Source organism: Amycolatopsis sp. NPDC004378, assembly GCF_053602455.1.
In genome coordinates, this window is the sequence record NZ_JBSGDR010000021.1 from 87,622 (window position 1) to 111,643 (window position 24,022).

Sequence of the window (24,022 nt, forward strand, 5' to 3'; positions counted from 1 at the left end):
CCTCCGGTCACTGCGATCCGCGCAGCACCTGCCACACCCGGGTGGCGAGGTGCAGGTTCAGCCTGCTGTCCACGTCGTTGAGGTCGAGCTCCGTGATCTCCCGGATCCGGCCGAGCCGGTAGCGCAGCGTGCTCCGGTGGATCATCAGCGCGGCGGCGGTGTCGCCGTAGCTGCCGCCGCACTCGAGGTACTGCGCGAGCGTCGCGACCAGCTCGGCGTTGCGCTGGGTGTCGTAGTCGAGCAGCTTCCCGAGCCACTCGCGGACGAACTCGACGACTTCGCCGTGGTTCTGCCCGGTGTCGAGGATGCGGTAGATCCCCAGCTGGTCGAACGTGGTGACCCCGCTCGAGGCCCGCGAGGTGCGCCGGATGTCGAGTGCCCGTACCGCTTCCGTGTAGGACTTGGGCAGCCTCGCCGGGCTGTCGCAGCGGTTGCCGATGCCGATCGCGCCCTCGTTACCGAGGCTTTCCGACAGCGAGGCGTACAACGCCGCGCCGTCCAGCCGCCCGGCGACCAGCAACACGACCGCGCCCGAATGGCGCGACACGAGCGAGGGCAGCCCGAGCGTCGTCACGGCGCGTCCCGTGGCCTCCGCGACCACGTCGTCCGCGACGTCACCGGACCACCGCAGGACGACCACCTGGTGCGGGCGGCGCAGATCGTGGCCGATCGCCTCGGCGCGGGCGTACGCGCTCCCGTCGTCGGTGCCGGCGATGAGGTCGTCCACGAGGTCGCGGCGCAGGCGCAGCTCGACCTCGGCCAGGCTGCGCTGGTGCGAGAGTTCCAGCGCCAGCACGGTCGAGCCGTACTCGAGCGCGAACACCTCGTCCGGGCCGGCGGTCCGCCCGGGGTCGATCAGCGCGAGCACGCCGAGCACCTCGTGCCGGGGCCGCACCAGGGAGATCAGCCGGTCCTTCACGCGGACCGGTTCGGGCACGGTCGCGGCGTGCCGGAGCAGTTCCGCGCGCCGCTGCGCGTCGACCTTCGGGTACGGGTCCGGCCGGCCGGGGCCGCCCCACGCGCGCAGGTTGCCGAACCGGTCCTCGACCGCGACCGGCAGCGCCGTCAGCTGGTGCAGCGCGTGGGCGATGCCCGGCTCGCCGGCCCCGGAAGCCGAGATGGTGGACAGCACGTCGTGCACCTGCGTCTGCTGCTCGAGCCGCTCCACCGACGTCGTCAGCTGGTGGTTGAGCTCCCGCAGCGCCACCGACTGCCGCCGCTCCCGCTTGAGCAGCGCGGCGCTGGCCAGCGCCGCGGCGGTCTGCTGGCAAAGGGAGTTGAGCAGGAAGACTTCGTCCCGCGAGGGGGCCTGCTCGGCCCGGACCACGAGGTAGCCCGTCAGGCCGCCCAGCCCGTGCAGCGCGTGGCACCAGTGCCAGTGGCCGTCGGCCAGCTCGACCCGCCCGCTCTGCCCGTCGAGCCGCTCGACTTCCGCGCCCAGGTCGGGATGGGCGTCCTCCGCACCGTTCTGTGCGGTGACCGCGCCGTCCTCGTCGACGAGGTAGGCCGCATCGGTCGTGCAACCGCTCAGCGACGGCACCGAGGTCGCGGCGAGCCGCATGATGTCCGCCGCTTCGCGGCCGTCGAACATCATCATCGAAATCGCGAAGAGGCCGTAGAGATTCGACAGCTGGACGCGCCACCAGCTGTCCGTTTTCGCTTCCGGGTCCCGGGGGACCGCATCGTCCTCGGGCGTCATTTCCGGCCTCCCCGACGCCGACCTGGTCTTTCGCACCCTACGCCGTCGGCAACTGTTCTGCCGGGCCGATAAGGCTCCCGGAAATTCGGCCTGCCGGGCGCACGCGGGCGGCGGGCGCCTTTGCCACGGTGGAAGGCGTCGGACAGGCACCCCGCCGCCGCACGCCGGGGTGGCACGCAGGAAGGCCTGCCCGCCGGACAATCCAACGCGCAATCGGTTCGGATCGGACACTCCCGGCAGGACGATCCGCCCCGGATTGGACTAGACCATGACTTTGATGCGTTTCGATCCTTTCCGCGATTGGGAACGCCTGAGCGAACAGGCGCTGAGCGGGCGCACGGCACCCCGCGCGATGCCGATGGAAGCGTTCCGCCGCGGTGACGAATTCTTCGTCGCGCTCGACCTGCCCGGAATCGATCCGGACGACGTCGACGTGTCCGTCGAACGCAATGTCGTCACGGTGCGGGCGACCCGGCGGCCGTCCCGCGACGAGAGCGCCGAGCTGATCATCGACGAGCGGCCGCAGGGCGAGTTCAGCCGCCAGCTGTTCCTCGGGGACAACCTGGACACCACCCGGCTGTCGGCCGACTTCGAGCGCGGCGTCCTGACGCTGCGGATCCCGGTGGCGGAGTCGAGCAAACCGCGCCGCGTCGAGATCGGGAGCCGCGACGAGCGGCAGCAGCTCACCGACGACCGCACGGGCCAGCCCGCCCACGCCCGGGCCGAAGAACACGCGAACGCCTAGGAGACGAGCCATGACCGCACAGCCGGGCGCCACCGCGCCCGCCCCACGCCACGCTCCCGAACGCGTCGCCATCGCGTCGTACGACGACTACCGCGACGCGGAGCGTGCCGTCGACTTCCTCTCCGACCGGGGTTTCCCGGTCCAGCGGACCGCCATCATCGGACGCGACGTGCAGCTGGTCGAGCAGGTCATCGGCCGGCTCGGCTTCGGCGGCGCCGCCCTGCGCGGCGCCGGCTCCGGAGCGCTGACCGGGCTCCTGATCGGCTGGCTGTTCGGCTTGTTCAACTGGTTCACCCCGGTCCTCGCCACGCTGACGCTCGCCCTCTACGGGCTCGTCTTCGGCGCGATCGTCGGGGCGGTCTTCGGCCTGGCCGCGCACGCGCTGCAGCGTGGCCGCCGGGACTTCGCGTCGGTCCGCGCGATGGCGCCGACCCGCTACGAGGTCGTCGCCGACACCGAAGTCGCGGACGAGGCCAGGGCGCTGCTGGCGCAGCTGCGCCCGGAGCCGGGGGGTGCGTGATGGCCAAGGCGGTCGGCATCGACCTCGGCACCACCAACTCGGTGATCGCCGTCTGGGAAGCGGGTGAGCCGCGGGTCATCCCCAATTCGGAGGGGGCCCGGACGACCCCGTCGGTCGTCGGGTTCACCGAAAGCGGCGAACGACTGGTCGGGCAGCTCGCCCGCCGCCAGGCGATCCTCAACCCGAAGGGCACCATCTACTCGGCGAAGCGGTTCATCGGCCGCAAGTTCGACGAGGTGTCCGACGAAGCCAAGGCGGTCGGGTTCGACGTCGTCGAGGGAGAGGGCGGCGTCGTCCGGTTCGACATCCACGGCAAGCTCTACTCGCCGGAGGAGATCAGCGCGCAGGTGCTGCGCAAGCTGGCCGACGACGCGGGCAAGAGCCTCGGCGAGCGGGTCACCGAAGCGGTGATCACCGTGCCCGCCTACTTCAACGACGCACAGCGTCAGGCGACCAAGGACGCCGGGAAGATCGCCGGGCTGACCGTCCTGCGGATCATCAACGAGCCGACCGCGGCCGCGCTGGCCTACGGACTGGACTCCCAGCAGCACGAGACCGTGCTGGTCTTCGACCTCGGCGGGGGCACGTTCGACGTGAGCCTGCTCGACGTCGGCGACGGCGTCGTCGAGGTGCGGGCCACCGCGGGCGACAGCCACCTCGGCGGCGACGACTTCGACCGCCGGCTCGTGGACTTCCTCGCCGACAAGTTCGCCGCGGACAACGGCATCGACCTGCGGCAGGACGCCCAGGCACTGCAGCGGCTGTTCGAGGCGGCGGAGAAGGCCAAGGTCGAACTGTCCTCGGTCGCCCAGACGAGTGTCAACCTGCCGTTCATCACCGCCGACGCGAGCGGGCCGAAGCACCTGACCGCGACCGTCCGGCGCTCGGAGTTCGAGCAGATCACCGCCGACCTGGTCGAGCGCTGCCTCGGCCCGGTCCGGCAGGCGATGTCCGACGCCAAGGTCGGCGCGAACGACATCGACGAGGTCATCCTCGTCGGCGGCTCGACCCGGATCCCCGCCGTGCAGAGCCTGGTCCGCAGGCTCACGAACGGCAAGGACCCGAACATGAGCGTCAACCCGGACGAGGTCGTCGCGCTCGGCGCGGCCGTCCAGGCCGGGGTGCTCAAGGGCGAGGTCAAGGACGTCCTGCTGCTCGACGTCACCCCGCTGTCCCTGGGTGTCGAGACCCGCGGCGGCGTGATGACGAAGATCATCGAGCGGAACACGACGATCCCGGCGCGGCGCACGGAGGTGTTCTCCACCGCGGAGGACAACCAGCCCGCGGTCGACGTCGTGGTGCTGCAGGGCGAGCGCGAGCTCGCGGCCGACAACCGGGTGCTCGGGCGGTTCCAGCTCAAGGACATCCGGCCGGCACCGCGCGGCGAGCCGCAGATCGAGGTCACCTTCGACGTCGACGCGAACGGCATCGTCAACGTCACCGCGCGCGACAAGGACACCGGCGCCGAGCAGGGCATCACGATCACCGAGAGCTCGAACCTCGACAAGTCCGAGATCGAGCGGATGGTCAGCGAGGCCGAGCGCAACCGCGCCGACGACGAGCGCCTGCGCGAGGAGGTCGAGGCGCGCAACCTGCTGGACAGCGTCGCCTACCAGGCCGAGAAGGCGATCACGGACCAGACGCCGGCGCACGAGAAGGCGCGCGCGGAGATGCTGATCACCGACGCGCGCGAAGCCGTCGAGTCGAACGCGCCGCTGGACCGGGTGCGCGAGCTGACCTCGGAACTGCAGCAGGTGCTGGCCGGGCTCAGCGCGGCACGGCCGGGCGGAGACGGCGGCCCGCCGCCGCAGCGAGAGCCGGCCGAGGACGACGACGTGATCGACGCCGACTTCGATCGGGCGTGAGGAAACCATGGCCACCACAGGGAAATCCACGGAGTCGGGGACATCCTCCGTGGACGCCGCCGGGACGGGCGCGGAGTCCGCGCCCCAGGACACGCCCGTCCCGGCGGTGGGGCCCGAACGGATCCAGGAGCTCGAGGCGAAGCTGGCCGACTGCGACGACCGCTGGCGCCGCGCGATGGCCGACGCCGACAACCTCCGCAAGCGGCACGCGACCGAGCTGCGGGCCGAGCGCGCGGCCGAACGGGCCCGGGTCGCGGCGGCCTTCCTCCCCGTCCTCGACAACCTGGAACTGGCGCTCGCGCACGCCGAAGCCGATCCCACCGCCGTCGTGCAGGGGGTACTGGCGATCCGTGATCAGGCCGTGCAGCTGCTGAACGGCCTCGGGTACGAGCGTGACGACGAAAGCGGTGTCCCGTTCGACCCGGCCCGGCACGAGGTGGTCGCGGTCGTCGACGAACCGGGCACCGAACCGAACACGGTGACCCGGGTGGTCCGGCCGGGCTACGGGACCGGCGGCGGGCAGCTGCGGCCGACCGCGGTCGCCGTGGCCAAACCACGGGGGTGAGCAGGCGTGGCACGGGACTTCTACGCCACGCTCGGGGTCGGCCGGGACGCCGGCACCGAGGAAATCCAGCGGGCGTACCGGAAACTCGCCCGCGAGAACCACCCGGACGTCAACAAGGACCCGAAGGCCGAAGAACGGTTCAAGGAGGTCAGCGAGGCCTACCAGGTGCTGTCCGACCCGGAGCAGCGGCGCAAGTACGACCGGTTCGGCGCGGACTTCCGGCACGTGCCCGACGACTGGGAGCAGCGCGCCGGCGCCGGCGCCGGTGCCGGACCGCGCGACGGCCGGGTCCGCTACGCCACCTCCGGCAGCGGCTTCGAGGGGTTCGAAGGGTTCGAGGGCTTCGAAGGCGTCGACATCGAAGACCTCCTCGGCGGCCTCTTCCGCGGCCGGGGGCGCGGCGGCCCGGTCCCGGGCGCGGACCAGGAGGCCGAGCTCGAGCTCACCGTCGAGGAGGCCTACCGCGGCGGGCAGCGGCACCTGAACATCGGCGGCGATCGCGAATACGACGTGAAGATCCCGCCGGGGGTGCTCGACGGGCAGCGCATCCGGCTGGCCGGACAGGGCGGACGCGGCTCCGGCAACGCCGCGCCCGGTGACCTCTACCTCGTCGTCCGCATCCGGCCGGATCGCCGGTACCGCCTGGAAGGGCGCGACATCCACGTCGAGCTCCCGGTGACGCCGTCGGAGGCCGCGCTGGGCGCCACGGTCCCGGTCACCACCCCCGGCGGCGAGGTGAAGGTGCGCGTGACGGCCGGGTCGTCCAGCGGGCGGCGGCTGCGGCTGCGCGGCGAGGGGATGCCGAACCCGAAGGGCAAGCCGGGCGATCTCTACGCCGAGGTCCGGATCATGGTGCCGAAACGCCCGAGCAAGCGCGAACGCGAGCTGTACGAAGAGCTCGCCGCGGTGTCCGACTTCGATCCCAGGAGGACCTGATGGCGCGGTACGTGCTCGTCCGCCCGGCCCGGCTCGACCTCGAGACCGTGGCCGCGCGCAGCGGGCTGCACCCCGAGCTGCTCCGCCGGTTCGCGGCGCTCGGACTGGTGGAGTCCACTCCGGACGCCAACGGACGTCCGTGCTTCCCGCTGTCCACTGTGGCCAGACTGGCCCGGATCCAGCGGTTGCGCACCACGCTGTCGGTCAACTACGCCGCGCTCGGGCTGGTGCTCGACCTGCTCGACCGCATCGACGTCCTCGAAGCACGAGTCAGGAGCCACCGGCGATGGACATGAGCAAGCTGACCCAGAAGTCCCAGGAAGCGCTGCAGGAGGCCCAGAGCGTCGCCGGGCGCCTCGGCCACACCGAAACCGACGGCGAGCACCTGCTGCTCGCGCTGATCGACCAGCCCGAGGGTCTCGTGCCGCGGTTGCTGGCGCAGACCGGCGCGGACGTCGACGCGCTCCGCGCCGCGGTCGAGGCGGAGCTCGGCCGCCGACCGAAGGTGACCGGGCCCGGCGCCACGCCGGGGCAGGTCTACGTCACCCGGCGGCTGGCCGGGCTGCTCGACGCCGCGGAGCGGGAAGCCCGGCGGCTCAAGGACGAGTACGTCTCCGTCGAACACCTGGTCCTGGCCCTGGCCGAGGAGGGGACGAAGTCGGCGGCCGGGCGGCTCCTGCGTGACCACGGCGTGACGCGCGACGCGTTCCTGACCGCGCTGACGAAGGTCCGCGGCAACCAGCGGGTCACGTCGGCGACGCCGGAAGGTGCCTACGAAGCGCTGGAGAAGTACGGCCGTGACCTGGTCGCCGACGGGCGTGCGGGCAAGCTGGACCCGGTGATCGGGCGCGACACCGAGATCCGGCGGGTCGTCCAGATCCTCTCGCGCAAGACGAAGAACAACCCCGTGCTCATCGGCGATCCCGGAGTCGGCAAGACCGCCATCGTGGAAGGGCTCGCGCAGCGGATCGTGCGCGGCGACGTGCCGGAAGGCCTGCGGGACCGGACGATCTTCTCCCTCGACATGAGCGCGCTGGTGGCCGGGGCGAAGTACCGCGGTGAGTTCGAGGAACGGCTCAAGGCCGTGCTCGGCGAGGTCAAGGCCGCCGAAGGCCGGATCATCCTGTTCATCGACGAGCTGCACACGATCGTCGGCGCGGGCGCCACCGAAGGGGCGATGGACGCGGGCAACATGCTCAAGCCGATGCTGGCCCGCGGCGAACTGCACATGATCGGCGCGACCACGCTGGACGAATACCGCAAGCACATCGAGAAGGACGCCGCGCTGGAACGGCGGTTCCAGCCGGTCGTGGTGGACGAACCCGCCGTCGAGGACACCATCTCCATCCTGCGCGGGCTGCGCGAGCGGCTCGAGGTGTTCCACGGCGTCAAGATCCAGGACGGTGCGCTCGTCGCCGCGGCCGTGCTGTCGCACCGCTACATCAGCGACCGGTTCCTGCCGGACAAGGCGATCGACCTCGTCGACGAGGCGTGCGCGCGGCTGCGCACGGAAATCGACTCGATGCCCGCCGAGCTCGACGAGCTGACCCGGCGGCTGACGCGGCTGGAGATCGAAGAAGCCGCGCTGGCCAAGGAAAACGACAACGCGAGCAAGGCGCGGCTGGAGGAGCTGCGCCGGGAACTGGCGGACCTGCGGGCCGAAACCGACGCCAAGAAGGCGCAGTGGGACGCCGAACGCCAGGCGATCCGGCGCGTGCAGGAGCTGCGGTCCGAACTGGAGCGAGTGCGCCACGAAGCCGAAGAGGCGGAACGGAACTACGACCTCAACCGCGCCGCCGAACTGCGCTACGGCGAGATCCGCGAGCTGGAGCGCCAGCTCGAAGGCGAGGAGGAACGGCTGGCGAGCAAGCAGGGCGAGAAGCGGCTGCTGCGCGAGGTCGTCACCGAGGACGAGATCGCCGAGATCGTCTCGCAGTGGACCGGCATCCCGGTTTCCCGGCTGCAGGAGGGCGAGCGCGAGAAGCTGCTGCGGCTCGACGAGATCCTGCACGAGCGGGTCGTCGGGCAGGACGAGGCCGTCCGGCTGGTCGCCGACGCGATCATCCGCGCCCGGTCGGGGATCCGCGACCCGCGCAAGCCGATCGGCTCCTTCCTCTTCCTCGGCCCGACCGGGGTCGGGAAGACGGAGCTGGCGAAGACCCTCGCCGCGGCGCTGTTCGACAGCGAGGACAACATGGTCCGGCTCGACATGAGCGAGTACCAGGAGCGGCACACGGTCTCCCGGCTGCTCGGCGCGCCACCCGGTTACGTCGGCTACGACGAGGGCGGGCAGCTCACCGAAGCGGTGCGGCGCAAGCCGTACTCGGTGGTGCTGTTCGACGAGATCGAGAAGGCCCATGCGGACGTCTTCAACACCCTGCTGCAGGTGCTCGACGACGGCCGGATCACCGACGCGCAGGGCAGGCTGGTCGACTTCCGCAACACCGTGATCATCATGACGTCCAACATCGGCTCGCAGCACCTGCTCGACGGCGTCACCTCGTCCGGCGAGATCAAGGCGGAAGCCCGGGAGGCCGTGCTGGCGGAGCTGCGGCACCACTTCCGGCCCGAGTTCCTCAACCGCCTCGACGACACCGTGCTGTTCACCCCGCTGGGGCTGCCGGAGATCGAGCGGATCGTGGAGCTGCAGTTCGACCAGCTGCGCCGCCGGCTGGCCGAGCAGGGCAGCACGGTCGAGCTGACCGAAAACGCGCGGCGGTTCATCGCCGAGCGCGGGTTCGACCCGGTGTACGGCGCCCGGCCGTTGCGCCGCTACATCTCCCACGAGGTCGAGACGCGGATCGGGCGCGCGCTGCTGCGCGGTGAGCTGACCGAGGGGCTGAAGATCGTCGTGGACGCCGCCGGCGGCGACCTGGTCGTCGAGTTCCGGGACGGGCACGAGGAGGCGGCATGAGGACCGTGACCGTCACCTGCGAACACTGCGGGAAGACCAACCGGATTCCCGCCGCCGCGCAGGGATCGCCCAAGTGCGGCAACTGCCACCGGCCGCTGCCGTGGATGGTCGACGCGGGCGACGACGACTTCGCGCAGGTCGCCGAGCAGGCGGACATCCCGGTGCTCGTCGACCTCTGGGCGACCTGGTGCGGCCCCTGCCGGTCGGTGAGCCCGGCGCTGGACCGGCTCGCCCGCGCGCGGGCCGGGAAGGTGAAACTCGTCAAGGTCGACGTCGACCGGGCGCCGGGAGTGGCGCGCCGGTTCGACGTCATGGCCGTGCCGACCCTGCTGGTGCTCCGCGGCGGCGAGGTCGTCCGGCGGCAGGCCGGGGCGGCCCCGGACAACATCCTGCGCGACTGGCTCGACCAGGCACTGAACTCGCCGGAGGAGGCGACCACATGACCACGTTCGTCGACCCGCACCTGGCCCTCGTCCGAGACGTGGTGCCCCGGACGCCCCAAGGCTGCGAGGAGTGCCTCGCCGCCGGGACGCCGTGGCTGCACCTGCGGCTGTGCCTGACCTGCGGGCACGTCGGCTGCTGCGACTCGTCGCCGATGAAGCACGCGAGCCGGCACGCCCACGCCATCGGCCATCCCATCGTGCGCTCGTTCGAGCCCGGGGAGAACTGGCGCTGGTGCTACGTGCACGAGGCGTTCGTATGACACTCCCGGCGGAGGACCTCGCCGAGACCCCGGATCCGTACGGCGCGTTCCCCCGGCTGAGCCGCGAGCAGCTCGAGACGCTCTCGGCCGCGGGCGAACGCCGGCCGGTGCGGCCGGGGGACGTGCTCTACGCACAAGGGGAACAGCCGACCGACTGGTACGTCGTGCTCAGCGGCAAGGTCGCCATCCAGCAGCGCGACGGGGACGAAACCAGAACGCTGCGGGTGCACGGGCCGGGACGGTTCCTCGGGGAGCTGGGCCTGCTCGAAGGGCAGCCGTCGTTCTTCACCGCCGTCGCCGCGGAACCCGGCGAAGTGCTCGTCATCCCGGTCGGCGAGCTGAAGTGGCTGGTCCACGGCAACCCGGTCTTCGGCGATCTGATCCTGCACGCCTACTTCGCCCGCCGTGCGCTCATCATCGGCTCCGGCGACGGGCTGCGGATCGTCGGCTCGTGCTTCTCGCCGGACACCCGGCGGCTGCTGGAGTTCGTCGCCCGCAACCGCCTGCCGTACCGGCTGGACGACCTCGACCAGGACCGCGAGGCCGAGGCGCTGCTGCGCCGGCTTGGCGTCACCGTCGAGGAAACGCCGGTGGTGGTGCTGCCCGGCGCCGGCGTGCTGCGCAACCCGGGCAACGCCGAACTGGCGTGCGCGGTGGGGCTGCGGCACGAGGAACCCCAGTCGGGCGTGCGTGACGTGCTCGTGGTCGGCGCCGGGCCCGGCGGGCTCGCGGCCGTCGTCTACGCGGCTTCCGAAGGCCTGGCGACGTCGGCGTTCGACGCGGTCGCCGCGGGCGGGCAGGCGGGCACGACGTCGCGGATCGAGAACTACCTCGGCTTCCCGTCCGGGATCTCGGGGGCGGAACTGGCCGAGCGGTCGGTGATCCAGGCGGACAAGTTCGGGGTCCGGGTCGCCGTCCCGGCCGAGGCCAGCACGCTCGACCTGCGGGACGGGCTGTACGTGGTGGGCTTCGACGACGGCACCGAAATCGTCACGCGGACGGTGATCATCGCCAGCGGCGCCCGGTACCGGCGCCTGCCGCTCCCGCGACTCGAGCACTTCGAAGGCACGTGCCTCTACTACGCCGCGACCCCGCAGGAGGCCCGGCAATGCCAGGCCGACCCGGTCGTGGTGGTCGGCGGCGGCAACTCCGCGGGCCAGGCCGCGGTGTTCCTGGCGGAGACCTCGCCCGTGGTGCACCTGCTGGTGCGCGGCGGCGATCTCGGCGCGAACATGTCGCGCTACCTCGTCGACCAGGTCAGCCGCCACCCGCGGATCCAGGTCCACCTGCACACCGAAGTCCGCGAGGTCGTCGAGGACGGCAAGACGATGTCGGGGGTCGAGGTCGAGGACAACCGAACCGGCGAGCGGCACCGGCTCGACGCCCGCGCGCTGTTCGTCTTCATCGGGGCCACCCCCCACACGCGGTGGCTGTCCGGCCACGTCGCGCTGGACGAGGACGGCTTCGTGTTCACCGGCGCCGACGTCGGCGCGTTCGCCGACGCCGGGATCTCGCGGCCGCCGTTTCCGCTGGAAACGAGCAGTCCCGGTGTGTTCGCCGTCGGCGACGTCCGGCACGGCTCGGTGAAGCGGGTGGCCTCGGCGGTGGGCGAGGGCGCCATGGCCATCCGGCTGGTGCACGAACACCTCGCGCAAGAACTCGCACAACCCGGAGGACTCCCATGACCACCAGGCTTTCCCGACCACCCCTCGCGCTCGCGGAACTGGACCGGCTGATCGGCCACGCGGCCCCGCACGAACTCACCCTCAGCTCCACCCTGCACCCCGGCCGCTACGCCGTCGTCACGGTCGCCGGGCAGGTCGGCACCGCGGGGTTACGCACCCTCGCGGGGTACCTGGCCGGGCTGGTCCACGCGGGCGCCCGCCACTTCGTCGTCGACCTCTCCCAGGTCGAGCGGCCCGGCGACGACCTGCTCGGCCTGCTGCGCCGCTGCGGCGACCGGCTGACGGCGGCCGGCGGTGAGCTGGAGCTGACCGGCCTGACGCCACCGGTGCTGTACGAACTGGACGACGAGCCGCTCGCCGAGGTCTTCGCCCTGTACCGCGTCGATTCCGACGGCGGACAGCGGCGGTGGGCGGCGCTGCGCTGTCCGGAGGGCTTCGACGGCGTCGCCGAACCCGGCTCCCCCGCGCGCTTCCGCGCGTTCGTCGACACCGCGGCCACCGGGCGCGGCGAGCGGTTCGGGAGGCGCCGATGACCACGGCCGGCCGTCCCCGCCGTCGGGCCTGGTTGCAGATCTTCACGATCGGCCTGCTGCTGTGGGTGCTGTCGGTCATCGTGACCTACGCGACCGGCAACCCCAACCTGCTGCCGACGCTCGTGCTGCTCGGCAGCTTCCTGGTGCCGGTGACGTTCGTGGCGTGGGCGTTCGAGCGCCGCGACTCCGGGGAGATCACCGCCGAGCTGGTGTTCCGGACCTTTCTCGTCGGCGGCGTCCTCGGCGTCCTCGGCGCGTCGGTGCTGGAGAGCTACCTGCTGTACCCGTCGACGTGGCTGTACGTGGGGGTCGGGCTCATCGAGGAGGCGGTCAAGCTGGTCGCGCTCGCCCTGCTGACGCGCGGGCTGGCCGTGAAGTCCATGCGGGACGGGATGATCCTCGGCGCGACGGTCGGGTTCGGCTTCGCCGCCTTCGAATCCGCGGGGTACGCGCTCACGTCGTTGTTCACCGCCCAGGGCCTTTCGCTGACCGACCTGGTCACGACCGAACTGCTGCGCGGGCTCCTCGCGCCGGTCGGGCACGGGTTGTGGACCGCCATCCTGGGCGGCCTGCTGTTCGCGTGGAGCACGCGCGAGCACTTCGTGCTGAGCCTGCGCCTGGCGCTGGCGTTCCTCGGCGTCGCGCTGCTGCACGCGCTGTGGGACTCGATGTCGGCCATCGCGCTGGTGATCACGCTGCTCCTGACCGGGCAGGTGGCGCAGCTCGACCCGCGCGGCCTCGTCGTACCGCCCGCGGACGTGACGACCGTGTACACGGTGACGGCCTGGACGGGCCAGGGCCTGATCGCGCTGATCGGCGTGCTGTGGCTGCTGGTCCTGGTCCGGCGGTCACGGCGGGAGCGCAGGGCCCCCCAGTGGGCGTACCGGATTCCGGCCGCCCGCACGCGGGCGACCGGGTGGTACTGACTTTCCGCAGCGAGGTGTGCAGCCCGGGGATCGCGGCCGGCCGGTGATCGGCCTGGATCGCCACCTCCCCGGGCCGCACGCCTAAGCCACGCCGGCCGGTGCTGTGATGGCCCGGCCGATGCCGGCGTGGATGTCGAACCGGCCCAGCAGGCCGAGCGCGGTCAGCGGGCGCAGCACCGCCCGCGACGGGCGCGCGAGACGCATCGGGATTCCGGCGTCCTCGAGCGTGAGCCGCGTGTGCTCCAGGACGCCGACGCCGCCCGCGCTGAAGAAACCGATCCGCCCGAAGTCCAGGACCACGAGGCGGTTGCCCACGCCCAGCAGGCTCCCGAACGCGGTCCGCAGGTCGGCGAGGCCGACGACGTCCACCTCACCCCCCACCTGCAGCACGGTGACGTCCCGGCGGACCCGGTAGGTGCACACCCACAGGTCCCGGGGGATCCGTACGGCGAGACGGGCATCCCGGTGCGTCCGGACGGACGGGTCGGCGTGACCTCGCGGCTCGGCCATGGCGCGGTTCCCTCCTGCTCGACGTGACGGCCTTTCGGCCTAGCGTGAATTCGCATTCTGCCGAGTCGGGCGGGATCGCTCCTGGTCCTGACGGTGTGAACATCCGGGTGCCGGTCAGTCCCCCGGAGTCGATCGGCCCCGTGCACCGGGGACGCGGGTGACGTCGGCGCGCTCGCGATCGAGCGCGCCCCGGGTTTCCGGGCTCGCCAGGACCGCGACGACGAACACCAGGGCCGCGGCCGCCAGGAAGAGCGCGAGCCGCGAAGGGACGTCCGGCAGCTGCGGGCTGAGCAGGCTCACCAGGGTCGGCATCAGCCCGCCGAGCATGAAGCCGAGGTTCCAGCTCACCGCGGTGCCCCGGGCCCGCAAAGCCGTCGGGTACCGCTCGTTGAGGAAGATCATCAGCGGCGAATACGCGGCGTTGGACAGCATCACCATGAGCACGCACAGCACCGCCACGACCCCGCCGCGCCCGCTTCCGGCGGCGGCGATGCCCCAGGTGAGCACCGGCAACGCGACGAGGTTGACCAGGCCGAACCCCAGCATGGTGCGACGGCGGCCGAGCCGTTCGCTCAGCTCGCCCGCGGCGATCGCCGCGCCGACCACCACGACGCTGCTGACCAGCAGGATCGCGCCCCGCAGGCCGGCCGGGATCCCGACCACCTCGCTGAGCAGGGTGGGCAGGTACCCGGACGTCAGGTAGTACTGCGCGCCACCGCCGGCGGCCACCGCGATGTTCAGCGCGAGGATCTTCTTGCCGCGGCCGCGGACCAGCTCCCGGAACGGCACCGGCGCCCGCCGCGTGCCCTCGAACTCCGGGGACTCCTCGACCTTGCGCAGCACGAACAGGCTCAGCAGGGCGCTGAGCAGCCCGCAGAAGAACAGCACCCGCCAGCCCCACTGGTCGAACGCGGGACCGGTGAAGATCGCCGAAACCACGATGTAGGCCAGGCTGGCCAGGGCCGCGCCGAGGCCCGCTCCCCCGGCCCCGATCAACCCGCTCATCAGGCCACGACGGCGCGGGCCGATGCTCTCGGTGCCGAGCGTGTGCGTCGTCGCGGTGACGCCGCCGACGAACAGACCTTGCGCGACTCGCAGCGCCAGGAACAGGACCGGCGCGAGCACGCCCACCGAGGCATGGGACGGGACCAGCCCCATCGCGGCCGTGGTGACGCCGACGCCGCCCATCACGAGCACCATGGTCGACTTGCGCCCCTTGCGGTCGGCGAGCTCGCCGAAGATCGCGGCACCCGCCGGGCGCATCACGACGGTGACCGCGAACGAGCCGAACACCGCGGCGATGCCCAGGGTCGGGCTGGTGCTCGGGAAGATGGTCTTGCTGATCGGTCCGGCCACGTAAAGCAGCAGGAAGAGGTCGAACAGGTCGAAGGACCAGCCGGCGACGGAAGCGAATACCGCGGCACGAGGCGACTTTGACCGTGGTGCGATATCGGGTGTCAAGGTTTTCCCCTCACGGGACAGGGACAGGGATCAGCGGGATTTGCGGCGCAGCGCGGCCCGGATCCGGGCGAACAGCGGGGCGAACAGGAGCTTCAGCGCACTCGGCGCCTTGACCGGACCGCTGGGCGCCTGCCCGGACGTCGCGGCTTCGCGCAGGGCGTCCGCGAACTGCTCGAACATGCGCCGGCTCACGTCCCCGGCCAGTGCCCGGCCGAACTGCGCGATGCGGCCGGTGAGGTACACCTTGGCCTCGGCTCGCATCGCGGTGCCGGTGGCCGTGGCCTCGGTGCGCAGCACGATGTCGGCCTGGGTCTGCGCGCCACCGGTGTCCTGCCCCTGCGCGAGCACACGCAGGCGCTGGCCGGCGCGGTCATGCTCGACGACGTGCGCGACCCCCTTGAAGGCGAGCTTGATCGGGCCCACCGACACGCGCGCGCGGCCGGCGTAGTGGTCGTCGCCCAGGTCTTCGGTGAGCTCCGCGCCGGGCAGGCAGCGGGCGAGCAGCGAGATGTCGTCGAACACGCGCCACACCGCGTCGGCCGGCACGCCGATCTCGGTCTCGATGTCGACGGCGATCGTCGGATCGCCGTCCGGCAGCACGATGTCGATCCGGCGGGTGTCTTCGGTGACCTCGGCGGCCTCGCGGCCGTCGGTGCTGCCGCCCGCCTGACCGGTGGCCCGGCCGACGAGCGCGCGGTGTGCGCAGTTGCCCGGCGCGGGGATGCCGTCGGGGTGCGCTTCCCGGGTTTCGTTGACGGCGGTGAGGATGTTGCGGTAACCGGTGCAGCGGCAGATGACCCCGGACAGCTGCTCGGGCAACTCCTCCTCGGTCACCTCCGGCTCGTTGCTGAGCAGGTCGTAGGAGCTCATCAAGAAGCCCGGCGTGCAGAACCCGCACTGCAGCGCGTGGTTGCGGCCGAAGGCTTCCTGCAGCGGGTGCAGGTCGTCCGGCCGGCCGAGTCCCTCGACGGTGACGACGTCCGAGCCGTCGAGCTGGACCGCGAAGAGCAGGCAGGCCCGGGCGGCCTGCCCGTCCACGAGCACGGTGCACATCCCGCACACGCCGTGCTCGCAGCCCACGTGCGTGCCGGTGAGCCCGAGGTGGTCCCGCAGCGCGTCGGCGAGCGTGACCCGCGCGGGCAGGCTGAGCACGGCGGGCGTGCCGTTCACCGTCATCCTGACCTCGACGACGTCGTCCGCCGCCGCCTTCACCGCGCGCGGTTTCCCGTTCTGTGCCACCACTTCGGTCACGAGTCCACCTCACCGGCGCTCTTGCGAGCGCGCTCGTATGCCTTGCCCAGTTCCCGGCCCGCCAGCGTGCGGAACAGCCGGCGGCGGTAGTCGCGGGACGCGTGGGCGTCGCCCTCGGTGTCGACCAGTTCCTCCGCCACCGCGATGAGCGGTTCCGCCAGGGCGCGGCTCACGTCGCCGCTCTCGCTCAGCGCGGCAGCCAGCTCATCACTGACCGAGCGGGTGACCGGCCGGTCGGACACGCCGAACCCGGTCAGCTCCGCTTCGATCTCCGCGCCGCGCACGCGGACCCGGGCCACGACCCCGGCGAGCGCGAAGTCGCCGTGCCTACGGGCGATCTCGGCGAACCCGAACCCCTCGCCCGCCGCCGCGACCGGGAACCGCACCGCGGTCAGGATGTCGTCGGCGCCGAGCGCGGTCGTCATCGCGCCGGAGAAGAACTCCCGCGCCGGAACCCGGCGGGCGCCGCCGGGTCCGGTCACGGTCAGCTCGGCGTTCAGGCAGCACGCCACGGCCGGCAGCTCGGCGGCCGGGTCGGCGTGGGCGAGGCTGCCGCACACCGTGCCCCGGCTGCGCAGCTCCCGGTGCCCGACCCACGGCAACGCCATGCCCAGCAAGGGAACCGCGGCGCTCACCGGGTCGCGCTCGATCCGCCGCTGGCGCACCGTGGCGCCGATCTCGAGGTGCCCGCCGGTGACGCCGACGTGGTCGAGCTCCGGCACGGAAGTGATGTCCACCAGGGTTTCCGGGCGGGCGAGCCGCATGGCCAGCACCGGGACCAGCGACTGCCCACCCGCGATGACCTTGCCGCCGCCGCCCGTGCTCGCGAGTTCGGCGATCGCGTCTTGCAGACTCGACGGCCGGACGTAGGCGAATGGTGCGGCTTTCATGGGTTCAGCTCACCGGCCCTGGAACTTCGGCGCGCGCTTGCCGGTGAACGCGGCGACGCCCTCGGCGAAGTCGTTGCTGGAACGCAGCATCGCGTACGCCTTGCGCTCCAGCTCGATGCCGGAGTACAGCGGCGCGTCGATGCCCTTGTCGAGCACCTCCTTGGCGGTGCGGGCGGCCAGCGGGGAGAACCCGAGCAGCACGCCCACGATCCGCTCCACCTCGGCGTCCAGGGCGGCGCGGTCCTCGACCACGTTCGCCACCAGGCCCCAGTCGCCCGCCTGCTGCGCGTTGATCCGCGACGCGGTCATCACGTGGTACTTCGCGCGGGAAAGACCGATCAACCGGGCGAGGCGCTGCGTGCCGCCGGAGCCGGGGATCATGCCCAGCCGCATCTCCGGCAGCGCGAACTCGGCACGCTTGGTGGCCACCCGGATGTCGGTGGACAGCGCGAGTTCGAGCCCGACGCCGAAGCAGTAGCCGTCGACCGCCGTGATCACCGGCTTGGGGCTGCGCGCCGGGGCGGTGACGTTCTGGCCCAGGTCGGTGAAGTCGACCGGGTCGACCTCCATGAACCCGGCGATGTCGCCGCCCGAGGAGAAGTGCTCGCCTTCGCCCTGGATGACGACGACCTTGATCTCGTCGTCGGCGTCGATCTCGGCGAACCGGTCGGCCATCACCTGGCGGGTCTCCCAGGTGATGATGTTGTACTTGCCGTGGTCGAGGGTCAGGTAGGCGACCCGGCCGTCGTGGCCGCGGTCGAGCCGGATCTCGCCTCCGGTGAGTGCCATCGTCAGTGGTTCCTTTCCGTGGTGCTGCCGGTCAGCAGCTCGTGGAGCACGTTTCCGTGCAGGGGCAGGCTGGTGATGTCCGCACCGGCCGGGGCGAGCGCGTCCGCGACCGCGTTGGCGATCGCGACCGGCAGGCTCATGCAGCTGCCTTCGCCGCAGCCCTTCGCGCCGAGCCGGGTCAGCGGCGACGGCGTTTCCAGGTGGTCGCTGTTCAGCTCGAACGTGGTTTCTGCGGTGGTCGGGCACAGGTAGTCCATGAAGGTGGCGGTGGGCTGCCCGGCGTCGGTGTAGCGCATCTCCTCGAACAGCGCGCCGCCCAGCGCGTGCGCGAGGGCGCCGTGCACCTGGCCTTCGAGCAGCGTCGGGTTGAGGATCGTGCCGGCGTCGTGCACGGTGACCACCTGCTCGAGCTTCACCTCGCGGGTCTCCGGGTCGATCCGGACGACGGCCAGCTCGGCGACGAAGCCGTAGCACAGGCTCGAGTTGATCTGGTCCGAGCGGCTGGCCGCCTTCGACTGCGGCGGGGTGAACGCGGCCTCCTCGTACAGCCGGGCGGAGGTGCCTTCCGGCAGCGCGCCGGGGTCCCAGTGCACCAGCCCGGCCGCGTGCTTGAACGGGACCGCCCGGCCCGGTTCGGCGAGCAGCCGGACGTGCCCCTCGGCGAGCTCCACCTCCTCGGCCGCGACGCCGAGCAGGGTGGCGCCGGCGATCTTGACGGTCTCGGCGAGCTTCTCCGCGGCCTCGACGAGCGCGCTGGTCAGCAGCGGCGCGAAACGCGAGGAGTAGCTGCCCGAACTGATCGTCCACGGGGTGGTGGCGGTGTCCATTTCGACGATCGGGCGCACCTGCTCCAGCGGCAGGCCGAGCTGGTCGGCGACCACCTCCTGCGCGACGGTGGCGTGGCCCTGGCCCTGCGGCACGGTGCCCAGCAGCACCGACACCTGCCCGCTGGGGTCCACGCTGATCCGGACGTGCTCGGTGGAGCCGGACTTGCCGCGCCCGGACGCCCGCTGCTCGGCCGGGGTGGCCAGGCCGACGTAACCGATGTTGGTCGCGGACGGGTCCACGATGGTCGCCACGCCGAGGCCGAGGTACTCGCCCCGCGCCCGCGCTTCCCGCTGCTTTTCGCGCAGGGCCTGGTAGTCCGCGTTCTTCACGACCATGTCGAGGGCGCGGTGGTAGTCGCCGGAGTCGTAGATGCCGCCGGTCGGGGTGGCGTACGGGAAGTCCTCGTGCCGCACGAAGTTCCGCTTGCGCAGCTCGATCGGATCGAGGCCGCACGTCTCGGCGACCTTGTCCATCAGCCGTTCCAGGCCGAAGTACAGCTGCTGGCCGCCGAAGCCGCGGTTGAGCCCGGTGGGCGTCTTGTTCGTCACCACGGCACGCGAGCGGATCTCGACGGCGTCGATCTTGTACGCGCCGGTGATGTTGCCGAAGCAGCGGTAGAGCGTGCTGGGTTCCGGCGGACGCAGGTACGCGCCCACGTTGTCCACCAAGTCGGCGCGCAGTGCCTGCACCGTGCCGTCGTTCGAGACGGCCGCTTCGAACCACATGGCCCGGTCGGACCCGGCGGAGCTGGCCAGCAGGTGCTCGATGCGGTCCTCGGTCCAGCGCACCGGACGGCCCGCGTGCTTGCTGGCCAGCGCCATCAGCGCGACGTAGGGGTAGATGCCCGCCTTGATGCCGAAGCTGCCCCCGTTGTCGGCCGGGATCATCAGCCGGATCCGCGACGCGGGCAGGCCGAACGCGCCGGCCAGCACCGCGACCATGGAGAACGGGCCGTGGAAGTTGGCCCACGCCTGGATGGCCGGGCCGTCGCCTTCGTCCTGCCACTCGGCGACGACCGAGTAGCACTCCATCGGCGTCGAGGAGTAGCGCGGGAAGTCGTACTTGCCCTTGATCACGTGATCCGCCTTGGCGAACACGTCGTCCACGTCGCCGAAGGTGAAGGTCCGGTCGGTCGCGACGTTGCCGTCGGCGTCCTCGTGCAGCCGCGGCGCGTCCGGCAGCAGCGCCTTCTCCACGTCGACCACCGGCGGCAGCGGCTCGTAGTCGACCTCGACGAGTTCCGCCGCGTCCTCGGCCAGGTACCGGTCGTTCGCGACGACGACCGCCACCGGCTCGCCGACGAAGCGCACCTTGTCCGTGGCCGTCGGGTAGTACGGCATGGGTGCCTTGAGCGCCAGCGGGAACGGGCGCAGGGCCGCCTTGACCTCCTCGGGGCCGATCACCGCGGCGACCCCGGGGTGCCGCCGGGCGCGCTCGAGGTCGACGCCGCGGATCCGGGCGTGCGGGTGCGGGCTGCGCACCACGGCGGCGGTCAGCGTGCCCGGCAACGGATCCATGTCGTCGAGGAACCGGCCGCGGCCGGTGAGCAGCGCGGGGTCCTCGATCCGCGCCGTCCTCCTGGCCGGCTTGTCGGAGACTGCGGTCATGCGGTTCACCTGCCTGCTTCTGCGGCGCTGTCGAACAGCGCGCTGTAGTTGCCGGAGCTCAGCTCGCGGCGGAGGATCTTGCCCACCCCGGACTTGGGGATGGTGTCGACGGCGACGAACCGCTTGGGGCGCTTCAACGACGGCAGCCCGGACTGCTCGCGGACGTAGGCCTCCAGCACCTCCGTCGCGTGCTCGGGCGTCATGCCGTCACCCGGGACGAAGAACGCGGTGGCGGCCTGGCCCCACCGGTCGTCGGCCATGCCGACCACGACCACCTCGCGCACCGCCGCGCAGCGGATCAGCGCGTCCTCGATCTCGTCGGGGTAGATGTTTTCGCCGCCGGAGTTGATCATGTCGTCGACCCGGCCGGCGACCCAGAGGTCCCCGTCCTCGTCGGCGATCGCCAGGTCGCCGGGGAAGTACCAGCCGTCGCGGATGGACTTGGCGTTGGCGTCGGCCCGGTGCCAGTACCCGGCGAACGCCTCGGGGCTGGCCATCGAGACGGCGATCTGGCCCTGCTCCCCCGGTGCCACCTCGGCCTCCGGCGGCGCGGCGGGGTCCGGGTCGACCAGCCGCACCCGCGAGAAGATGCCGGCGCGGCCCGCCGAACCCGGCTTCGCGAGCACGTCCGGGCCGATGGTGAAGGTGTAGATCTCGGTGCTGCCGAAGTGGTTGACGAAGGACTCCGGTGCCAGCGCGCCGGCGAGCTGCTCGGCCAGGGCCGGGGTCATCGACGAGCCCGCGTAGGCCAGCCTGCGCACGGTCCGCGCCTCGGCGAGCCGGCCGGTGCGCACCAGCGACCAGTAGATCGTCGGCACCAGGTACAGCGAGCCGATCCCCTCCGCGGTGATCAGGTCCAGGGCTTCGTCCGCGTCGAACTTCACCTGCGGCACCCAGGTTCCCGCGCCGACCAGGGTGGCCAGCAGGGTGCGCAGCCCCATGGTGTGGAACAGCGGCATCACGCCCAGGGTGGCGTCGAACCGGGACTGTCCACTTTGGATCAGGTGCGCGAGCGCCGCGTGGTGCTCGGCGGAGTGCGTGCGCGGCACGCCCTTCGGTTTCCCGGTGGTGCCCGAGGTGTAGAGCATCACGCTGATGTCCTCGTCGGACACCCGGACGTCCGGGGCGCCGCCCGCCTGTCGCAGCGCCAGGCGTTCGATGGTGTCCTCGTCCGTCGGCCCGGAGGCGATCCGGGGCACCGGGGGCAGGTCGGCCATCGCTTCGTCGGCGAGAGCCGCGGTCGAAGCGTCCGTGACCACCAGGGCGGGCAGGGCGTCGGCGACGCAGTAGGCGAGTTCGGGCGGCGCGAACCGGTACGACAGCGGCACCGAGACGGCGCCGAGCTTCTGCGCGGCCAGGTGCAGGCTGGCCAGGGGTTCCCCGCCGGCCAGCGAGAGGACCACCCGGTCGCGGGGCCGGACGCCGAGCGCGGCGAAGGCCCAGGCCAGGCGGTCGGTGTGCGCGTCCCATTCGGCGTAGGTCATGGGGTTCGCGCCACCCACCGCGCGGCGCCGGGGATAACGCTCCGCCGTCCAGCGCAGAACCGTGCCCAGATCCATGACCGTTCCTCCAACGCGACAGTGCGCACTCGATGGTACGAGACCGACCATCTGTTTCGGATGGTTGCGAACCTACGATACGATCCGGAGCATGTCAACGGTTCGGTTGTCGACGACGTCGTACGTGGTGCTCGGCATGATCGCGCTGCGCGGCCCTTCCACGTCCTACGACCTCAAGCGCGCGATCGGCCGGTCCGTGGGCTACTTCTGGAACTTCCCGCACGCGCAGCTGTACTCGGAACCCAAGCGGCTCCAGGAAGCCGGCCTGCTGGAGCTCGACGAAGAGGACTCGGGGCGCAGGCGCAAGACGTTCTCGATCACCGAAGCCGGCCGGAAGGTCCTGCGCGGCTGGATGGCCGAGCCGGTCAACGAGCACTTCGAGCTGCGCGACGTGGCGGAGATCAAGCTCTTCTTCAGCGAGCTGGCCGGACCCGACGACGTGGCCCAGCTCGCGAAGGGACAGGTCGAGCAGCACGAGCGCCGGATCGCCGAGTACGAGGAGATGCAGCGCCGCTTCGGCCACATCGAAGAGGTCGCCGGCCGGATGATCACCCTGGAACTCGGGCTGGGCATGGAGTACGCGGCCCTCGAATTCTGGCGCGGCATCCGCGAGCGCGCCGACCGCGGCGACTTCGAGATCGGAAGGTCTTCCTGAACCCGATCCGTGCCAGGCCGGGCCCGGGATGTCCCTGGCCCGGCCCAGCACGGTCGGGTTCCGCTCAGCGCAGCGCGCGGAAGGCGGCGCGGAGCTCGGCGGTGAACAGGCCGGGCTCCTCCCACGCGGCGAAGTGCCCGCCCCGGTCCGGCTGGTGGTAGTAGGACAGCGTCGGGTACGAGGCCTGCGCCCAGCTGCGCGGCGCCCGGAAGATCTCGCCCGGGAACGCGCTGAAGGCGACCGGCACGGACACCGGCGGCGGCTGGCCTCTGTCGGCGTGAGCGCCTTCCCAGTACCCGCGGGCGGCCGAGACACCCGTGCCGGTGAGCCAGTACAGCGTGATGTTGTCGAGGACGTGCTCCCGGGTGAGGTTGCCCGACGGCGCGTCACCCAGGAAGACGCGGGCGATCTTGAGATAGCTGTCGGTGTCGTGGTCGAGCATCCACGCCGCCAGGGCGACCGGGGAATCCAGCAGTGCGTAGCCGATCGTTTCCGGCCGGGTGGACTGCTCGACGAGGTAGCCGTTGCCGGTGGTGCCGAAGACCTTGAGCGCGGCGGCCGCGGCCTTCTCCTCCTCGGTGTTCTTCGGCAGGCCTGCGGAGTTGCGCAAGGCCGTGACCAGCAGGTTCAGGTGGATGCCGAGGAGCCCGGCGGGGGCCAGCCGACCCAAACCGTCGGTGACGGCGGCGCCGACGTCGCCGCCCTGGGCCACGTAGCGGTCGTAGCCGAGCCGGCGCATCAGCTCGGCCCAGGCCCGCGCGGTCCGGCCCGTGTCCCAGCCGAGCCCGGCCGGCTGGGCGGAGAAGCCGTAGCCGGGGATCGACGGCAGCACGACGTGGAACGCATCGGCGGCGGTGCCGCCGTACGCGGTCGGATTCGTCAGCGGGCCGACGGTCTCGAGCAGCTCCACGACCGAGCCCGGCCAGCCGTGGGTCATGACGAGCGGCAGCGCTCCGGGGTGCCGTGAGCGCACGTGGACGAAGTGGACGTCGACGCCGTCGATCTCGGTCGTGAACTGCGGGAGCGCGTCGATCTTCGCTTCGAAGCGGCGCCAGTCGTAGCGTGTGGTCCAGAAGCGGGCGAGTGCCCGCGCGGCCGCCAGTTGCACGCCCTGCGTGCGGTCGGTGACGAGCTCGCGTGACGGCCAGCGCGTCGCGGCGACCCGGTCGCGAAGATCGGCCAGCTGCCGGGACGGGACCGCGACCCGGAACGGACGGATCCCGGTCTGCGCCGCGGCCGCCGGGGCTCCGCCGAGCGCACTCGCCATCGCCACGGCGATTCCGCCCCGCAGCACCTGCCGTCTGGTGGGTCTGAACATGGATCCGCCCTCCTAACGCAGTGCCCGGAACGCGGCTCGCAGCTCGGCCGCGAACAGCTCCGG

The 24,022-nt window shown here is 71.9% G+C and carries 22 protein-coding genes; 13 read left to right on the plus strand and 9 right to left on the minus strand.

The features are described from left to right. Positions 1-7: 7 nt before the first annotated feature. On the minus strand, positions 8-1,699 hold the full coding sequence (locus ACWEN0_RS40205; RefSeq protein ID WP_451985553.1) for a PucR family transcriptional regulator: 1,692 nt from the start codon (positions 1,697-1,699) through the stop codon (positions 8-10). 268 nt (positions 1,700-1,967) lie between these two features. On the opposite strand from ACWEN0_RS40205, the gene ACWEN0_RS40210 reads away from it, so the two are divergent. The 12 genes from ACWEN0_RS40210 to ACWEN0_RS40265 are packed head-to-tail and all read left to right on the plus strand — an operon-like array spanning position 1,968 to position 13,091. Further along, positions 1,968-2,444: an Hsp20/alpha crystallin family protein gene (locus tag ACWEN0_RS40210; protein ID WP_451985555.1), complete on the plus strand. Its 477-nt coding sequence runs from the start codon at positions 1,968-1,970 to the stop codon at positions 2,442-2,444. A gap of 10 nt (positions 2,445-2,454) precedes the next feature. Then, on the plus strand, positions 2,455-2,964 hold the full coding sequence (locus ACWEN0_RS40215) for a general stress protein (RefSeq protein WP_451985557.1): 510 nt from the start codon (positions 2,455-2,457) through the stop codon (positions 2,962-2,964). Next, positions 2,964-4,829 (plus strand): molecular chaperone DnaK, encoded by a 1,866-nt coding sequence (gene dnaK, locus ACWEN0_RS40220; protein WP_451985559.1) that lies wholly within the window; start codon positions 2,964-2,966, stop codon positions 4,827-4,829. Before ACWEN0_RS40215 ends, dnaK begins: the two co-directional genes overlap by 1 nt. A gap of 49 nt (positions 4,830-4,878) precedes the next feature. Then, the gene (locus ACWEN0_RS40225; RefSeq protein WP_451985561.1) at positions 4,879-5,394 is read left to right on the plus strand and encodes a nucleotide exchange factor GrpE; all 516 of its coding nucleotides are present in this window, start codon (positions 4,879-4,881) and stop codon (positions 5,392-5,394) included. A gap of 6 nt (positions 5,395-5,400) precedes the next feature. Continuing rightward, positions 5,401-6,330: a DnaJ C-terminal domain-containing protein gene (locus ACWEN0_RS40230; protein ID WP_451985563.1), complete on the plus strand. Its 930-nt coding sequence runs from the start codon at positions 5,401-5,403 to the stop codon at positions 6,328-6,330. Further along, a complete protein-coding gene (locus tag ACWEN0_RS40235; protein ID WP_451985565.1) occupies positions 6,330-6,626 on the plus strand; it encodes a chaperone modulator CbpM in 297 nt (98 codons plus the stop codon). The genes ACWEN0_RS40230 and ACWEN0_RS40235 overlap by 1 nt, the downstream gene beginning before the upstream one ends. Then, entirely contained in the window at positions 6,617-9,244 is a 2,628-nt protein-coding gene (gene clpB / locus ACWEN0_RS40240; RefSeq protein ID WP_451985567.1) for an ATP-dependent chaperone ClpB, read from the plus strand. The genes ACWEN0_RS40235 and clpB overlap by 10 nt, the downstream gene beginning before the upstream one ends. After that, on the plus strand, positions 9,241-9,687 hold the full coding sequence (trxA, locus tag ACWEN0_RS40245; protein WP_451985569.1) for a thioredoxin: 447 nt from the start codon (positions 9,241-9,243) through the stop codon (positions 9,685-9,687). The genes clpB and trxA overlap by 4 nt, the downstream gene beginning before the upstream one ends. Next, positions 9,684-9,947: a ubiquitin carboxyl-terminal hydrolase 14 gene (locus ACWEN0_RS40250; protein WP_451985571.1), complete on the plus strand. Its 264-nt coding sequence runs from the start codon at positions 9,684-9,686 to the stop codon at positions 9,945-9,947. Before trxA ends, ACWEN0_RS40250 begins: the two co-directional genes overlap by 4 nt. Continuing rightward, positions 9,944-11,632, plus strand: coding sequence for an FAD-dependent oxidoreductase (locus ACWEN0_RS40255; protein WP_451985573.1), 1,689 nt, complete (start codon positions 9,944-9,946; stop codon positions 11,630-11,632). Before ACWEN0_RS40250 ends, ACWEN0_RS40255 begins: the two co-directional genes overlap by 4 nt. Further along, positions 11,629-12,165: an STAS domain-containing protein gene (locus tag ACWEN0_RS40260; RefSeq protein ID WP_451985575.1), complete on the plus strand. Its 537-nt coding sequence runs from the start codon at positions 11,629-11,631 to the stop codon at positions 12,163-12,165. Before ACWEN0_RS40255 ends, ACWEN0_RS40260 begins: the two co-directional genes overlap by 4 nt. Further along, on the plus strand, positions 12,162-13,091 hold the full coding sequence (locus ACWEN0_RS40265; RefSeq protein WP_451985577.1) for a PrsW family intramembrane metalloprotease: 930 nt from the start codon (positions 12,162-12,164) through the stop codon (positions 13,089-13,091). Before ACWEN0_RS40260 ends, ACWEN0_RS40265 begins: the two co-directional genes overlap by 4 nt. Positions 13,092-13,172: 81 nt before the next feature. On the opposite strand, the gene ACWEN0_RS40270 is transcribed toward ACWEN0_RS40265, so the two are convergent. From ACWEN0_RS40270 to ACWEN0_RS40300, 7 genes are all read right to left on the minus strand, one after another. After that, complete coding sequence (locus ACWEN0_RS40270) at positions 13,173-13,601, minus strand: STAS domain-containing protein (protein WP_451985579.1); 429 nt, start codon at positions 13,599-13,601, stop codon at positions 13,173-13,175. A gap of 114 nt (positions 13,602-13,715) precedes the next feature. Further along, positions 13,716-14,957 carry an MFS transporter gene (locus ACWEN0_RS40275; protein ID WP_451985581.1) on the minus strand — a complete coding sequence of 414 codons (1,242 nt, stop codon included), beginning with the start codon at positions 14,955-14,957 and terminating at the stop codon, positions 13,716-13,718. A gap of 135 nt (positions 14,958-15,092) precedes the next feature. Beyond that, positions 15,093-16,313 (minus strand): xanthine dehydrogenase family Fe-S subunit, encoded by a 1,221-nt coding sequence (locus ACWEN0_RS40280; RefSeq protein WP_451985583.1) that lies wholly within the window; start codon positions 16,311-16,313, stop codon positions 15,093-15,095. Next, positions 16,310-17,203, minus strand: coding sequence for an FAD binding domain-containing protein (locus ACWEN0_RS40285; RefSeq protein WP_451985585.1), 894 nt, complete (start codon positions 17,201-17,203; stop codon positions 16,310-16,312). The genes ACWEN0_RS40280 and ACWEN0_RS40285 overlap by 4 nt, the downstream gene beginning before the upstream one ends. Positions 17,204-17,212: 9 nt before the next feature. Further along, the gene (locus ACWEN0_RS40290; protein ID WP_451985587.1) at positions 17,213-17,992 is read right to left on the minus strand and encodes an enoyl-CoA hydratase/isomerase family protein; all 780 of its coding nucleotides are present in this window, start codon (positions 17,990-17,992) and stop codon (positions 17,213-17,215) included. A 2-nt stretch (positions 17,993-17,994) separates the two neighbouring features. After that, entirely contained in the window at positions 17,995-20,427 is a 2,433-nt protein-coding gene (locus tag ACWEN0_RS40295) for a xanthine dehydrogenase family protein molybdopterin-binding subunit (protein ID WP_451985589.1), read from the minus strand. A 5-nt stretch (positions 20,428-20,432) separates the two neighbouring features. After that, entirely contained in the window at positions 20,433-21,986 is a 1,554-nt protein-coding gene (locus tag ACWEN0_RS40300) for a class I adenylate-forming enzyme family protein (RefSeq protein ID WP_451985591.1), read from the minus strand. A gap of 91 nt (positions 21,987-22,077) precedes the next feature. Between ACWEN0_RS40300 and ACWEN0_RS40305 the strand changes: the two genes are divergently transcribed. Then, entirely contained in the window at positions 22,078-22,641 is a 564-nt protein-coding gene (locus ACWEN0_RS40305; RefSeq protein WP_451985593.1) for a PadR family transcriptional regulator, read from the plus strand. Between the two features lie 64 nt (positions 22,642-22,705). Here the strand turns inward: ACWEN0_RS40305 and ACWEN0_RS40310 are convergent, their stop codons facing one another. Further along, complete coding sequence (locus ACWEN0_RS40310) at positions 22,706-23,959, minus strand: epoxide hydrolase family protein (protein WP_451985595.1); 1,254 nt, start codon at positions 23,957-23,959, stop codon at positions 22,706-22,708. Positions 23,960-24,022 lie beyond the last annotated feature (63 nt).